We start from the raw sequence: 13,789 nt of genomic DNA, 5'->3' as shown, positions 1-13,789 counted from the left end.
GCTCGTCGGGCTCATAACCCGAAGGTCACAGGTTCAAATCCTGTCCCCGCAACCAGAATTCGAAAAGCCGCTGTTTTCTTCAAAGGAAACAGCGGCTTTTTCCATTTTCCCTTCGGAAAACCCTCGATCAGGATCAAGCGGGCTGCGCTTTCGCGGCACTTGGCGAACCCGGCAATGTCCAACTGCTGGCTGGCTCGGCTGTGAGCAAGCGCCGCGCCATTGACTCCATGACGACGAATTCGACCATGATTACTGTTGACGACATCAACGAGGCCTGGGGCTGGGTGGGCCTGACCGCCGTCGAGGTGCTGGGCGCGAATGCCTTCGGCAATCTGATCATTCGCGACGCCGACGGCAGCTATTGGCGGCTGCGTCCGCAAGACCTGTGCTGCGAGCCCGTCGCCGAGGACCGCGCCGCCCTCGATGCGCTGTCCTACAACCAGGACTTCCTGAACGACTGGTACATGCCGGAACTGGTCGACTTGGCCGAATCCACGCTGGGTCCGCTGACCGAGGACCGCACATACTGCCTCAAGATCCCCAGCGCGCTCGGCGGGCACTACGGGCGCGACAACCTGGCGACCGTGCCGCTGTCGGAACTGATCCGTTTTTCGGGGGAGGGCGCGCAGCAGTTCGAGGGCTTGCCGCGCTGGTGCTGAACGGCGGGGTGAATCGTAGGGTGGGCAGCTCCACCGGCGAAGGATGAGCATTCGTGCCGTGTGCGCTGCCCACGCGGTGATCGTTGGCGGCTCCGTGATCGCGTTGGACGATCTGGCCGCTCACCATCACCGCGTGGGCGGCGCACGAGGCGCAACGATGCATATACCGGGGTACAGCCGCCCACTCTACCGGATCGGCGGCGCTTACCCGGCCGGCTGGTTCAGGCTCGCCCACAAATACGCCGCGGCCATCGTCCGATGCGGCCGGTAGGCGGCAAGCCAGGCCTCTGCCTGCGCGATGTCGGGCTTCGCGGCGGCGCCGGTCAAGCGTCCGATCGCGCTGCGTACCGCCACGTCCCCATGCAGCGAGCAGTCGGCGTAGCCGTAGCCGCGCAGCAGGGTGTAGTTGACCGTCCAGGGACCGATGCCCTTGATGGCCAGCAGGGCGGCGCCGGCGCGCTCGGGGTCGTCGTCCTGGCGCAGCAGCAGTTCGCCCTCGGCCGCCATGCGCGCCACGCGCAGCAGGGTCTCGGCCTTGGCGCGCGAGAACTTGCGGCTGGTCAGCGTTTCGAGATCGAGGCGGGCGACGTCGGCCGCCTCCGGGTAGCACCACAGGCCGCTGCCGTGCCTGCTTCCGGCCTGCGCGATGAAGGTGCGGCGCAGGCTGATCGCGAACGGCAGGTTGATCTGCTGGCCGATGATGGCCCAGGTCAGGGCTTCGAACACGGTGGCCGACTGCACGATGCGCAGGCCCGGCAGGCGCCGCACGAGCGGGCCGAAGACGGCGTCGTCGCGCACGAACGCGGCAAACGGCGCCGGGTCGATGCGCAGCGCCAGGATGTTGCGCACCGCATCCTGTGCCAGCGCCTGCGCGCTTTCGCCGAGCGCGCCGTCGGCCTCGATCCGACACGCGGCCGCGTCCGCGCCAAGGCGCACATCGAACAGCACCGGCACCCCGTCCAGCAGCACCGCCTTGCGCATGCCGTTGGCGCTGACCCGCTCGGCCAGGCCCTCGGCGTCGCGCGCATGGAAGGCCAGCACGTCCTCGACGCGATAGTGGGCCGGCAGCGCCAGGGAGAGGGTGTGCACAGCCGTCATTTGCCGGCGGCGGCGGGCGCGGTGCGCCCCAGGCGCGGCACGAAGCCGGTGACGAGGGCGGTGCCGACCAGCACGATGGCCGAGCCCGCCAGGGTGTGCCAGCCGACCACTTCGCCCAGGAACAGCGCGCCCCACAGGATGCCGAATACCGGGTTCAGGAAGGTCACCGTCAGCGCCGAGGTCGGTCCGACTTCCTCGATCAGGCGGAAGTAGATCAGGTAGGCGATGCCGCTGCACAGCACGCCCAGGGCCAGCACCGCCGCCCACACGCCGGGCGTGGGCGTACTGGGCGCCGGGAAGAAGGGGAGGGCCGGCAGCACGAACAGGGTCGCGGCCCACATGGTGCCGTGGGCGTTGGCGAAGGGTTCGACGCTTTTCGCCGACTTGGCGTACAGGCTGGCGATGCTGTAGCACAGCGCCGCCGCCAGCGCGGCCGCGATGGCGATGGCGGCGCCCGGACGCGTCGAGACGTCGTCGAAGCCGACCAGCAGGGCCACGCCGGCCGTGCCCAGCACCAGGCCGAGGCCGGTCTTCGGCTTGATCGGATGGCGGCCCCAGGCGGCGCCGAGCAGGGCGCCCCACATCGGCGCGGTGGCGTTCAGCACCGACAGCACCGAGGCGCTGAGCGTGCGCGCGCCGTAGGCGAACAGCAGGAAGGGCAGCGCGGAGTTGAAGAAGCCCAGCATCAGGTAATGCTTCCAGTTGGCGCGCAGGTCGAGCCGCTTGCGCAGCGCCAGGCCCACCGCCGCCAGGAACAGCGCGGCGAACAGCACACGGTACTCGATCAGCACGGCCGGCCCCAGCACCGGGGCGCCGATGCGCATGAAGAGGAAGGAGCCGCCCCAGATGGCGGCCAGCAGGAGGAGACGCAGGAAATTGGAGGTGTTCATCTTCTTATCATCGGCAAACGAGCATCGTGATGCGCGCCGCCGTCGCGCGCATCCTCGTTGTTGCTATCGAATCCTTGCTATCGTATCGAGATGCGCCTAGACCGTGCAGGCCGCGGTCCCGGCCGGCTGCGGCGCGGCCGCGTGCGGCACCAGCATCGCCGCCGGCACGCCGTTCTTGATGGCGGTCATCTCTGCCAGGATCGCAATCGCGATCTCGGCCGGCGTCTTGCTGCCGATGTAGAGGCCGATCGGACCGTGCAGGCGGTCGAGCTCGGCGTCGGTGAGGTCGAACAGCTTGAGGCGCTCGCGGCGCTTGGCATTGTTCAGGCGCGAACCGATCGCGCCGACGTAGAAGGCGTCCGACTTGAGCGCCTCCATCAGGGCCAGGTCGTCGAGTTTCGGGTCGTGGGTCAGCGCCACCACGGCGCTGCGCGCATCCAGGCGCGCCTCGATCACGACGTCGTCCGGCATCGCGTGCAGCAGCTCGACGCCGGGCAGGTTCCAGTCGGCGCGGTATTCCTCGCGCGGGTCGCAGACGCTGACGCGGTAGTCCATGCCGCTGGCGACCTGGGCCAGGAAGCGCGACAGCGGGCCGGCGCCGATGATGATCAGGCGCCAGCGCGGGCCGTGCACGGTATGCAGGCTTTCGTTCTCGACGCGCAGCACGGCGCCCGGCGCGGCAGGGCCGAGCGTGACGGCGCCGCTGTTCAGGTCGAGCCGCCGCTCGAGCAGTTCTCCGCCTTCGAGGCGCTGCAGCAGTTCCGGCAGGCCGCTGCCGGCGTGCAGGGGCTCGACGGCCAGCTCGATGGTGCCGCCGCAGGGCAGGCCGAAGCGGTGGGCGTCGTCGGCGCTGATGCCGTAGCTGACGATGTGCGGCCTGGCGTCCGGAGAGATACCCTTGGCGCGCACGTTCTCGATCAGGTCGTCCTCGATGCAGCCGCCGGACACCGAGCCGATGACGCGGCCGTCGCCGCGCACCGCCAGCGTCGCGCCGATCGGGCGCGGGCTCGAACCCCAGGTCTTGACCACGGTGACCAGCTCGCAGCGATGGCCTGCGGCGATCCAGCCGGCGGCGGTCTTGAGTACTTCCAGGTCGAGGCTATCCATGGTTCGGTTTGCTGGCGCTGCTGGTGAGGGATGACAATGATACAAAAAAAGCCAGCGGGGCGTCGGCGGGGAGGTCGCGTCGCGGGAACGCATGGGGAGGCGCAGGTGGTGCGATGACCGTGCGGCCGGAATCAAGGCAATGCCGTGCGGATTTTTGCGTGGGCACGGAGTGCCCACCCTACAGTTCGCGTCGACGATCCAGACAGTAGGGTGGGCGCGGCCGGCGTAGGCACCCCGTGCCCACGCGGAACGACGCGGTGTGTTGGCGCGCTTTGAACGGTATCGGATGCAAACCCGGCCGCGTCCCATTGCGGACACGCGGCCGGTCAAACGGCTCACATCACGGCGTGATCGGCTTCTTTGCCGCGCGCTTGGCCTTCACGTCCGCCACGGCCGCGTCGATCGCCGCCAGGCGCGCCGTCAGCGCCGGGTGGTTGGCGGTATGGCCGTTGGCCACGCTGGCCGGGTAGCTGGCGGCGAAGCGCTTCCAGAACGCCGAGGCGCCCTCGATGTTGTAGTCGGCGCGCGCCAGCAGGAAGATCCCGAGGCGGTCGGCCGCCGCGTCCAGGTTGCCCGGCATCGCCTTGATGCCGGCGCTGCCGTTCAGCATCGACAGGTCCGGCGTCACGCGCGTCAGGTTGGTGATGACGCTGTCGATCGTCGCCGAATTGCGCTGCGTCGCCGCGTGGCTCAGCATGTTGTGCGCCATCGTGCGCGCCAGCACGTAGGCCAGCTCGTCGTCGCTCCTGGTCACGCCCATCATGCCGCGCGTGACCATCACGCGCTGGCCGTCGGCATAGGCGTTGACGTTGTCGGCGTTGCCCAGTTCGATCGCGAAGCTGCAGGCGCGCGTGACCGGAATGCTCAGGTCGCGGTTGCGGCCGTCGCGTTCGACCGTCAACGGCAGGGTCGGCTGCGAGGCCACGATCGGTCCGAACACGGCGCCGGCGCCGGACAACGCGTTCGGTCCGGTCGGCAGCGGCTTGCCACCGGCCGCCACCAGGCCGTCGCCCAGGCGCAGGCCTGCCTTGGCCGCGCCGCTGCCGGCCAGCACGCCGGTCACCTGCAGCCGCTCATCCATGCCGAAGGCCAGGTGCGCGGCCTCGTTGTATTCGCCCGGATACGAGTAGCGGTTCTTCGCCGTGAAGCCGAGCAGGTTGCGCGCGTGTTTCGTGCACAGTTCGGCGTTGTCGATCAGGAGCGGGGCGGCCACGCGGTACAGGCGGTCCTGCAGCGCGGCCATCTTGGTGAGCGTGTCGGCCGCTGCCGCCATCTGCGGAGTGAGCGGCTGGCCCTGCGGCGTCTCGGTGGCGGCGCCAGGGAAGGTGCCGGTCTGGCCGAACTGGCCTGGCGTCGTACAGGCCGACAGCAGCAGGGCGGTAAAGACTGCCAGCGCCCCCGGGCGCAGGCGATGGATGCGGATCATGGTCCTCCTTGCGTTATTGTTTTCCGGTGCTGCCGAACCCTCCGGCGCCCCGTTCGCTCGATGCGAATTCCTCCACCACGTTGAAGCCGACCTGCAGCACCGGCACGATCACCAGCTGCGCCAGCCGGTCCAGCGGCTGCAGCGTGAAGCTCGCATGCCCGCGGTTCCAGGTCGACACCATCAGTTGCCCCTGGTAGTCGGAGTCGATCAAGCCTACCAGATTGCCCAGAACGATGCCGTTCTTATGGCCGAGCCCACTGCGCGGCAGGATCATCGCCGCATAGCCGGGGTCGGCCACGTGGATCGCCAGGCCGGTCGGCACCAGCACGGTCTGGCCCGGCTCGAGCGTGAGCGGGGCGTCGATGCAGGCGCGAAGGTCCAGGCCGGCGCTGCCGGGCGTCGCATAGGCCGGCAGCAGGTCTTTCATGCGCGGATCGAGGATTTTTACGTCAACAGTCTTCATGGATTCCTTACGGACCGCGATAAACCTACTGCGCGTCGGATGTTCGGACTGCGATGCTCGCTGTACAACCGTACAGCTGCGCTTCTCCTCCAAACCTTCTTCCGCTCGCACGGTTTTTCGCGTTCCTTATTATTCAAGTAAGCAGCGAGCGCTGTTCGAGGCGCTTGCCGATTTCGGAAATGAGCTGGCGCGCCAGCGTCAGCTTGTCGGCGCGCGGCAGCACGGTGTGGCCGCTGTCGTCGAACAGGACGATGGAGTTGTCATCCTGCCCGAAGGTATGGTGGCCGATGTTGCCCACCAGCAGAGGGATGCCCTTTTTCTCGCGCTTGGCGGCGCCGTACGCGACCAGGTTTTCCGACTCGGCGGCAAAGCCGACGCAGTAGGGCCAGCCCGACAGCGAGGTGGTGGCCGCCACCGAGGCCAGGATGTCGGCGTTCTGCACGAATTCGAGCTGGGGCGGGGCGCCGCCTTCCTGTTTTTTGAGTTTCTGCTCGCTGGCGTTGGCGACGCGCCAGTCGGCCACCGCCGCCACGCCGACGAACACGTGCTGGCCCTCGACCTGGGCCATGACGGCGTCGTGCATCTGCTGGGCCGACAGCACGTCGATGCGGCGCACGCCGTGCGGCGTCGGCAGGGCGGTCGGACCGGACACCAGCGTGACCTCGGCGCCGGCCTCGCGCGCCGCGCGCGCGATCGCATAGCCCATCTTGCCCGAGGACAGATTGGTGATGCCGCGCACCGGGTCGATGGCCTCGAACGTGGGGCCGGCCGTGATCAGCACGCGCTTGCCCGCCAGGACCTTCTGTTGGAAGGAGGCGACCAGTTCCTCGAGCAGCTGCTCGGGTTCGAGCATGCGGCCAAGGCCCGTTTCGCCGCAGGCCTGCTCGCCCGCGGCCGGGCCGAAGATGCAGATCCCATCCTGCAGCAGCGTCGCGACGTTGCGCTGGGTCGCCGGGTTCTGCCACATCTCGACGTTCATCGCCGGCGCCACCAGCAGCGGCACGCCCTGCGGACGCGCCAGGCACAGCGTGGAGAGCAGGTCGTCGCAGACGCCGTGCGCGAGTTTGCGGATGAAGTCGGCCGAGCAGGGCGCGATCAGCACCGCGTCGGCGCCGCGCGTGAGGTCGATGTGCGCCATGTTGTTGGGCATGCGCGGGTCCCACTGGTCCAGCCAGACCGGGTTGCCGGACAGCGCCTGCAGCGTCACCTGGCCGATGAAGTGGGTCGCGGCCTCGGTCATCGCGACGTGCACCCTGGCGCCCTGCTTGACCAGCGCGCGGCACAGTTCCGCGGCCTTGTAGCAGGCCACGCCCCCGGACAGGCCGAGGACGATCTTCTTGCCCTTCAGGTCCATGCTCATGTCGGACTCCTTGCGAGTGTGTTCAGTTCTTGTTCACGCGGCGCAGTTCATCGAGGATGAACAGGAAGGCGCCGATCGAGATGCCGATGTCGGCGACATTAAAGGCCGGGAAGTGGCCGACGCCGCGCCAGTAGAAGTCGAGGAAGTCGATCACGTGGCCATAGGCGACGCGGTCGATCACGTTGCCGACGGCGCCGCCCAGGATCAGCGCCAGCGACCAGCAGAACAGGCGCTGGCCGGCGTTGCGCTTGAGCAGATACAGGATGAAGCCGATCGCGCCGATCGCGATCGCGGTGAAGAACCAGCGCTGCCAGCCGCCCTGGTCGCCGAGGAAGGAAAAGGCCGCGCCCGGGTTATACACCAGCACCAGGTTGAAGAAGCTGGTGACCGGCAGGGTCTCGCCGTAGACGAACAGTTTCGAGATGGTGATCTTGGTCAGCTGGTCGATCAGCACGACGATGAAGGCGATGCCCAGCCACGGGGTCATGCCGGCGCCGGATTTGTGGACCGTGGAGATGCCTGGTTTTTTCTTGGTTGCCATTTGCTTATCGGATCGGATGTGAAAAACCGCCATGCCGGGATCCGACATGGCGGTTGCTGGACTGGCCTTTACGCGAAGCGGCGTGCTTCGCCGGCGCCGAACAGGTTGGCCACGCAGCGGCCGCACAGGCCCGCGTGCTCGTGGTTGTGGCCGACGTCGCGGCGGTAGTGCCAGCAGCGCTCGCACTTTTCCGCTTCCGACGGGGTCACGGTCACCGCCTCGTTGGCGGCGTCGTCGACCTTCTCGACGCTCGCCTGCGAGGTGATGAAGACGAACTTCAGGTCGTCGTCCAGGCTGGCCAGCAGGGCGTACTTGTCGCCGGCGGCCTTGATCGCCAGTTCCGCCTGCAGCGAGGAGCCGATCGCGCTGGACGCGCGCACTTCCTCGAGCTGCTTGGTCACATCGGCGCGCACTTCGCGCAATGCCGCGTACTTGGCCAGCAGCGCCTCGCCGTCAGGCAGCTCCGGGAAGCTCCACAGGGTCTGCGTGAAGATGGTCTCGTCGCTGTCGGCATACGCCTGCTGGCCGGCGAACACGGCCCAGGCTTCCTCGGCGGTGAAGGACAGGATCGGCGCCATCACGCGCAGCAGCGCATGGGCGATGTGCCACAGCGCGGTCTGGGCCGAGCGGCGCGCCTGGGAGTCGACGCCGCTGGTGTACAGGCGGTCCTTCAGGATGTCGAGGTAGAAGCCGCCCAGGTCTTCCGAGCAGAAGTTCTGCAGGCGCGCGACCACCGGGTGGAACTCGTAGCGCTCGAAGTGGGCGGCGATGTCGCGCTGCAGGCGCGCGGTCTCGGCCAGCGCGTAGCGGTCGATCTCGAACATCTCGGCGACCGGGACGGCATCCTTGACCGGGTCGAAGTCCGAGGTGTTCGCCAGCAGGAAGCGCAGCGTGTTGCGGATGCGGCGGTAGGCTTCCGTCACGCGCTTGAGGATCTCTTCGCTGATCGCCAGTTCGCCCGTGTAGTCGGTCGATGCCACCCACAAACGTAGGATGTCGGCGCCCAGCGTATCCGAGATCTTCTGCGGCGCCAGCGTGTTGCCCAGCGACTTGGACATCTTCTTGCCGTTCTCGTCGACCGTGAAGCCGTGGGTCAGCAGCGCTTTGTAAGGCGGAACCCCGTTCAGCATCGACGAGGTCAGCAGCGAGGAATGGAACCAGCCGCGGTGCTGGTCCGAGCCTTCAAGATACAGGTCGGCCGGGAAGGCGGACTGCTCCTTGTGCGAACCGCGCAGCACGGTCTCGTGCGTCGTGCCCGAGTCGAACCAGACGTCGAGCGTGTCCTTGTTCTTCTCGTAGAGGTCGGCCTCATCGCCCAGCAGTTCGCGCGGGTCGAGCGCCTGCCAGGCGTCGATGCCCTTCTGTTCGATCAGCCTGGCGACCTGCTCCAGCAGTTCCGGCGTGCGCGGATGCAGCTCGCCCGTTTCCTTGTTGATGAAGAAGGCCATCGGCACGCCCCACTGGCGCTGGCGCGACAGGGTCCAGTCCGGACGGTTGGCGATCATGCCGTGCAGGCGCGCCTGGCCCCAGTCCGGGAAGAACTGGGTCTTTTCGATGCCGGCCAGCGCGGTTTCGCGCAGGGTCGGGCCGCCGTCTTTCGGCGTGACGTCCATGCCGGCGAACCACTGGCTGGTCGCGCGGTAGACGATCGGGGTCTTGTGGCGCCAGCAGTGCATGTAGCTGTGGTCGAACATCTTCAGTTCGAACAGCGCGCCGGCGCCGCGCAGGGCGTCGCAGATCGGTTTCGAGGCGTCCCAGATCGTCATGCCGCCGAACAGCGGGAGGGTCGAGGCGAAGCGGCCGTCGCCCATCACCGGTTTCAGGATATCGTCGTCCTTCATGCCGTGGGCCTTGCAGGACTGGAAGTCTTCCAGGCCATAGGCCGGGGCCGAGTGCACCACGCCGGTGCCGCTGTCGGTCGTGACGTAGTCGGCCAGGTAGACCGGCGAAGTGCGGTCGTAGAACGGATCGGCGGCGTGCAGCGGGTGCTTGAAGCGGATGCCCGACAGCTTTTCGCCGACCGTCGTCGCGATCACCTGGCCTTCGAGCTTGTAGCGCTGCAGGACCGATTCCACCAGGTCCTGGGCGACCAGCAGCAGCAGCGGTTCGCGTTGGCCATCCCTTTCGCGCTCGGTCTGCACCAGCGCATAGGTGACTTCCGGATGCACGTTCAGCGCCTGGTTCGACGGGATCGTCCACGGGGTCGTGGTCCAGATCACGATGAAGCCGTTGGTGGTCGGCAGTTGCGCGAGACCGAAGGCGGCCGCGACTTTTTCCGGCTCCGCGAACGGGAAGCCGACGTCGATCGCCGGGTCGCGCTTGTCCTGGTATTCGACTTCCGCTTCGGCCAGCGCCGAGCCGCAGTCGAAGCACCAGTTGACGGGCTTGAGGCCGCGGTAGACGTAGCCCTTGTCGAGCAGCTTGCCGAGGGCGCGCAGTTCGTCGGCCTCGTTACCGTAGGCCATGGTCATGTAGGGGTTGTCCCATTCGCCCAGCACGCCCAGGCGGATGAAGCCGGCGCGCTGGCGGTCGATCTGCTCGAGGGCGTAGGCGCGGGCTTTCTGCAGCACGTCGGCGGTCGGCAGGTTCTTGCCGAACTGTTTTTCGATCTGGATCTCGATCGGCATGCCGTGGCAGTCCCAGCCCGGCACGTAGGGCGCATCGAAACCGGCCATGGTGCGCGACTTGACGACCATGTCCTTCAGGATCTTGTTGACGGCGTGGCCCAGGTGGATGTCGCCGTTCGCATACGGCGGACCGTCGTGCAGGATGAACTTCGGACGGCCGGCGGCCGCCTTGCGGATGCGCTGGTAGATCTTCTTGTCCTGCCATTGCTTGACCCAGCCCGGCTCGCGCTTGGCGAGGTCGCCGCGCATCGGGAAGGCGGTATCGGTCATGTTGACCGGGTATTTGCTTTCAGGCTTCTTCGCGCCTTTCTGGGCAGGCGCATTCTGGACGGGTTTGCTGTTTTCGGACATATGTTTCTTCAAGAGGAGTGTTCGGGAGTGGCCAGCCGGGGGCGGCCGCGCAAGCGGGGTGGCGTGCGCGTCAAATTCGGTCGGTGGCGGTCAGGGCGCCGGCGCGGCCTGCCGCGCCGCAACCGGCGGGCGCGGCACGGCGCGCGTCGCGCGCCGCGAACCAGGCGCGCGCCTGCTCGGCGTCGCGGTGGATGGCCGCGGTCAGGGTGTCGAGGTCGACGTATTTTTCTTCGTCGCGCAGTTTTTGCAGGAATTCGACGCGCACCAGCTTGCCGTAGCAGGCCTGGGCGTAGTCGAAGAGATGCACTTCGAGCAGCATGCGGCCGGCATCCTCGACGGTCGGACGCACGCCCAGGCTGGCGACCGCCGGCAGCGGGCCGTCGGCCAGGCCATGGACCTGGACCACGAAGATGCCCTGCAGGGCGGGGCGGTGCATGACGCGCAGGTTGAGTGTCGGGAAACCCAGCGTGCGGCCGAGCTTCTGGCCATGGATCACGTGGCCGGAGATCGAATACGGGTGGCCGAGCAGGGCGCAGGTAGCGTCCAGGTCGCCGGCGGCCAGCGTGGCGCGCACGGCCGAGGAGGAAATGCGTTGTTCGCCTTCGAGCACGGTGGGCAGGGTTTCGACGTGGAAGCCGTGGCGCTTGCCCGCTTCGACCAGCATGGCGACGTTGCCGGCGCGTCGGGCGCCGTAGCAGAAGTCCTCGCCCACCATCAGCCACTTCACGTGCAGGCCCTCGACCAGCACGCGCTCGGTGAATTCGTCCGGCGACATGGCCGCGAAGTGCTCGTTGAAGTGTTCGACGATGACGCGGTCGATGCCGCCTTGTTCCAGCGCCTCGAGCTTGTCGCGCAGGTTGGCGATGCGCGCCGGGGCGCGGCTGAGGTCTCCGCTGCGGCGCGCAAAATATTCGCGCGGATGAGGTTCGAACGTCATCACGGCCGCTTCCAGCCCAAGGCTGTCGGCTGCCGCCCGCACGCGCGCCAGCAATGCCTGGTGGCCGCGGTGGACACCGTCGAAGTTGCCGATCGTGAGGGCGCAAGGCGCACGCGCCTGGTCGTTGGGAAGTCCGCGAAATACCTTCATTGGTTCAGAGTGCCGCAAGATGGCTGCACGTCAATCCAGGGTGAAATACCTGATTATACGGTAAAGGCTTGTTGCACAGCGGAAGAGGAGGGCCGGGGCTGGCGGGGAAGAGGGCACCGGCCAAAAAAAAACGCCGCCCGGAGGGGGCGGCGTTTTCAGGCGCGGGAACGCGGCAATCAAGCCAGCGGCTTGTTGATGGCCATGATCCAGTAGCGGGCCAGGTCGGCGGTGCCTTCCTTGCCGCCCACGGTGCGCAGCGTGCTGATCGCCTGCTGCTTCTTGCCGGCCGCGGCATAGGCTTCGCCCAGGCGCAGCTTGGCTTCGTCGGCGTAACGCAGGCCGCCGGCCTTGATCGCGGCTTCCATCATCTTCAGGCCCTTGTCGGCCTGGCCGGACTGCACCAGGCTGTAACCCAGGGCGACCAGGCTGTCGTTGTCCTTGGCGGCCGTGTACTCGGCTTCCAGGGCGGCGACGGCCTTGTTCTGGTCGGCCAGGTTCTTCTCGGCCAGGTCCTTCAGGCGCTTGTGGCGTTCGGCATCCGGACCGGTGCCCAGGGCGCCGCTCTTGTAGCCCTTGTCGATCACCTTCAGGGCTTCGGCCGGGGCCTTCGCCTGCAGCACGAGCTGGGCCATTTCCATGAACTCGCTCGGCTTCTTCATCAGGTTGTTCGCCAGCTTCAGGCGGTAGACGTCCACCGCCAGGCGGCCGGAGAAGCCCGGCTTGCCCTGCACGCGGTTCAGCAGGTCATTCCAGTACTGGGCCTTCGGGTAGTTGGCGGCCAGTTTCTCGATGGTGTTGACGTAGCCGACCTTGTCGTTCTTCTTGAGCTGGATGTTGGCCAGCATGCCGAGCATGTCTTCGTTCATGCGGCCTGCCTTCTCGGCAGCGCGCAGCTCGGATTCCAGGGCAGCGATGTTGCCCTGCTTGTAATAGTTCTGCAGCAGGTAAGCGCGCAGTTTCGGATCGTCGCGGTCCTTGAGCTGGCGCTGGATGGCTTCGTTCGCGTTGTTCAGGTCGCCGGCGCGCATGTAGATGCCGATCAGGCCTTCCGAGAACTGGCCGCGCTCGCTGGCCGACAGCTTGCCCGAAGCGATCAGGGCTTCGAAGGCCTTGGCGGCGGTGTCGTAGTCGCCGGCCGACGATGCCGCCGAGGCGCGCACGCGCTCGATCAGGAAGCTTTCGTTGGCGGTCTTGTTGGGGACCTTGTCCGCTTCGCGCAGTTTTGCCAGGGCATCCTTGTGCTTACCCTGTTTCATCAACGCCTGGGCTGCCTGCAGCGGCTTGCCGATCTCGGCGCGCACGGCTTCCGCCGCGTGGGCAGGGGCCAGGCCAATGACAGGGGTGGCTGCGGTGAAGCCGAGGGCGGCCAGTGCGAGGCCGAGGTGTGCGAGACGGAATTTGCTCATGTGTCGAAAATCCTCTTTGAAAATGGACACGGCAGGGAAACCCTGCCGTGTTGGTCAAACCTGGTGCGGTTACTGGAACTGCTCGTTACCGACCATGCCGATCTTGGTGACGCCGAGACGCTGGGCGGTAGCCATGACACCGGCAACAACCTTGTACTCGACCAGCTTGTTCGGACGCAGATGCACTTCCGGCTGGTTGGGCTGGGCTGCCACTTCATTCATCTTGGCTTCCAGGGTCGCACGATCCTGGACTACCTGGCCGTCCCAGAGAACGGTGCCGTCGAAGTCCACGTCGATCGTCACAACCCGGGGCTCTTCCGTCTGCGGCGGCGGGGTGCCAACCGGCATGTTCAGATTGACCGAGTGGTTTTGCTTCGGAATCGTGATGATCAGCATAATGATCAGAACGAGCAGGACGTCGATCAGCGGCGTCATGTTCATTTCCATCATCGGTTCCGGATCAGCTCCTTTGGCGGAGCCTGAACCTACGTTCATACCCATGGTGTTTCCTTTTCAAATGTTGGGGTCGCGGTCGCAAACCGGGCCGAAGCCCGGTTTGCGGGGGAAGCTTTATCAGCCGCCCTTGTCAGGTGGTTCGATGACGAAACCGACCTTCTGTACCCCAGCACGCTGTGCCGTGTAGATCACCCGACCGATCGATTCGTAGCGCGTTTCTTGGTCGCCACGAACTTTCACTGCAGGCTGCGGCACCTTCACCGACTGCTCCGCGAAGAACTTGAACAGCTCGTCCGTATTCGCGATGCGGGTCTGGTT

At 66.9% G+C, this 13,789-nt stretch carries 14 protein-coding genes; 2 read left to right on the top strand and 12 right to left on the bottom strand.

Features of this window, described 5'->3' with window-relative positions; genetic code table 11:
• Positions 1–204 (top strand): hypothetical protein (locus RT688_RS23125; RefSeq protein WP_313707181.1); only part of this gene is annotated, 204 nt, incomplete at its 5' end.
• Positions 205–245: 41 nt separating this feature from the next.
• On the top strand, positions 246–659 hold the full coding sequence (locus tag RT688_RS23120; protein ID WP_312548030.1) for a T6SS immunity protein Tdi1 domain-containing protein: 414 nt from the start codon (positions 246–248) through the stop codon (positions 657–659).
• 204 nt (positions 660–863) lie between these two features.
• Here the strand turns inward: RT688_RS23120 and RT688_RS23115 are convergent, their stop codons facing one another.
• The 12 genes from RT688_RS23115 to RT688_RS23060 all read right to left on the bottom strand — a co-directional run.
• Positions 864–1,757: an AlkA N-terminal domain-containing protein gene (locus RT688_RS23115; RefSeq protein ID WP_313707180.1), complete on the bottom strand. Its 894-nt coding sequence runs from the start codon at positions 1,755–1,757 to the stop codon at positions 864–866.
• Positions 1,754–2,647, bottom strand: coding sequence for a DMT family transporter (locus RT688_RS23110; protein WP_313707179.1), 894 nt, complete (start codon positions 2,645–2,647; stop codon positions 1,754–1,756). Before RT688_RS23110 ends, RT688_RS23115 begins: the two co-directional genes overlap by 4 nt.
• A gap of 96 nt (positions 2,648–2,743) precedes the next feature.
• Positions 2,744–3,754, bottom strand: a complete 1,011-nt coding sequence (locus RT688_RS23105; protein WP_313707178.1) for an XdhC family protein — start codon at positions 3,752–3,754, stop codon at positions 2,744–2,746.
• Between the two features lie 340 nt (positions 3,755–4,094).
• Positions 4,095–5,180 carry a M48 family metallopeptidase gene (locus RT688_RS23100; protein ID WP_313707177.1) on the bottom strand — a complete coding sequence of 362 codons (1,086 nt, stop codon included), beginning with the start codon at positions 5,178–5,180 and terminating at the stop codon, positions 4,095–4,097.
• 13 nt (positions 5,181–5,193) lie between these two features.
• Positions 5,194–5,643: a dUTP diphosphatase gene (gene dut, locus RT688_RS23095; RefSeq protein WP_313707176.1), complete on the bottom strand. Its 450-nt coding sequence runs from the start codon at positions 5,641–5,643 to the stop codon at positions 5,194–5,196.
• Between the two features lie 133 nt (positions 5,644–5,776).
• On the bottom strand, positions 5,777–6,997 hold the full coding sequence (gene coaBC, locus RT688_RS23090) for a bifunctional phosphopantothenoylcysteine decarboxylase/phosphopantothenate--cysteine ligase CoaBC (protein ID WP_313707182.1): 1,221 nt from the start codon (positions 6,995–6,997) through the stop codon (positions 5,777–5,779).
• Positions 6,998–7,025: 28 nt separating this feature from the next.
• Positions 7,026–7,544 (bottom strand): signal peptidase II, encoded by a 519-nt coding sequence (gene lspA / locus RT688_RS23085; RefSeq protein WP_313707175.1) that lies wholly within the window; start codon positions 7,542–7,544, stop codon positions 7,026–7,028.
• Between the two features lie 68 nt (positions 7,545–7,612).
• Positions 7,613–10,522: an isoleucine--tRNA ligase gene (gene ileS / locus RT688_RS23080; protein ID WP_313707174.1), complete on the bottom strand. Its 2,910-nt coding sequence runs from the start codon at positions 10,520–10,522 to the stop codon at positions 7,613–7,615.
• A 70-nt stretch (positions 10,523–10,592) separates the two neighbouring features.
• On the bottom strand, positions 10,593–11,609 hold the full coding sequence (locus RT688_RS23075) for a bifunctional riboflavin kinase/FAD synthetase (protein WP_313707173.1): 1,017 nt from the start codon (positions 11,607–11,609) through the stop codon (positions 10,593–10,595).
• A gap of 176 nt (positions 11,610–11,785) precedes the next feature.
• A complete protein-coding gene (locus RT688_RS23070; RefSeq protein WP_313707172.1) occupies positions 11,786–13,015 on the bottom strand; it encodes a tetratricopeptide repeat protein in 1,230 nt (409 codons plus the stop codon).
• A 69-nt stretch (positions 13,016–13,084) separates the two neighbouring features.
• Complete coding sequence (locus RT688_RS23065; RefSeq protein ID WP_312550430.1) at positions 13,085–13,516, bottom strand: biopolymer transporter ExbD; 432 nt, start codon at positions 13,514–13,516, stop codon at positions 13,085–13,087.
• 72 nt (positions 13,517–13,588) lie between these two features.
• The coding region (locus tag RT688_RS23060) for an ExbD/TolR family protein (RefSeq protein WP_313707171.1) at positions 13,589–13,789 on the bottom strand (201 nt) is incomplete at its 5' end.

This window comes from Massilia sp. (genome assembly GCF_032106685.1).
Classification (GTDB): Bacteria; Pseudomonadota; Gammaproteobacteria; order Burkholderiales; family Burkholderiaceae_D; genus Telluria.
This window is presented reverse-complemented; position numbering and strand designations above follow the sequence as displayed.

Coding starts and splice junctions, on each gene's coding strand:
- RT688_RS23120 (WP_312548030.1), top strand. CDS start 246: ATGATTACTGTTGACGACATCAACGAGGCCTGGGGCTGGGTGGGCCTG.
- RT688_RS23115 (WP_313707180.1), bottom strand. CDS start 1,757: ATGACGGCTGTGCACACCCTCTCCCTGGCGCTGCCGGCCCACTATCGC.
- RT688_RS23110 (WP_313707179.1), bottom strand. CDS start 2,647: ATGAACACCTCCAATTTCCTGCGTCTCCTCCTGCTGGCCGCCATCTGG.
- RT688_RS23105 (WP_313707178.1), bottom strand. CDS start 3,754: ATGGATAGCCTCGACCTGGAAGTACTCAAGACCGCCGCCGGCTGGATC.
- RT688_RS23100 (WP_313707177.1), bottom strand. CDS start 5,180: ATGATCCGCATCCATCGCCTGCGCCCGGGGGCGCTGGCAGTCTTTACC.
- dut (WP_313707176.1), bottom strand. CDS start 5,643: ATGAAGACTGTTGACGTAAAAATCCTCGATCCGCGCATGAAAGACCTG.
- coaBC (WP_313707182.1), bottom strand. CDS start 6,997: ATGGACCTGAAGGGCAAGAAGATCGTCCTCGGCCTGTCCGGGGGCGTG.
- lspA (WP_313707175.1), bottom strand. CDS start 7,544: ATGGCAACCAAGAAAAAACCAGGCATCTCCACGGTCCACAAATCCGGC.
- ileS (WP_313707174.1), bottom strand. CDS start 10,522: ATGTCCGAAAACAGCAAACCCGTCCAGAATGCGCCTGCCCAGAAAGGC.
- RT688_RS23075 (WP_313707173.1), bottom strand. CDS start 11,609: ATGAAGGTATTTCGCGGACTTCCCAACGACCAGGCGCGTGCGCCTTGC.
- RT688_RS23070 (WP_313707172.1), bottom strand. CDS start 13,015: ATGAGCAAATTCCGTCTCGCACACCTCGGCCTCGCACTGGCCGCCCTC.
- RT688_RS23065 (WP_312550430.1), bottom strand. CDS start 13,516: ATGGGTATGAACGTAGGTTCAGGCTCCGCCAAAGGAGCTGATCCGGAA.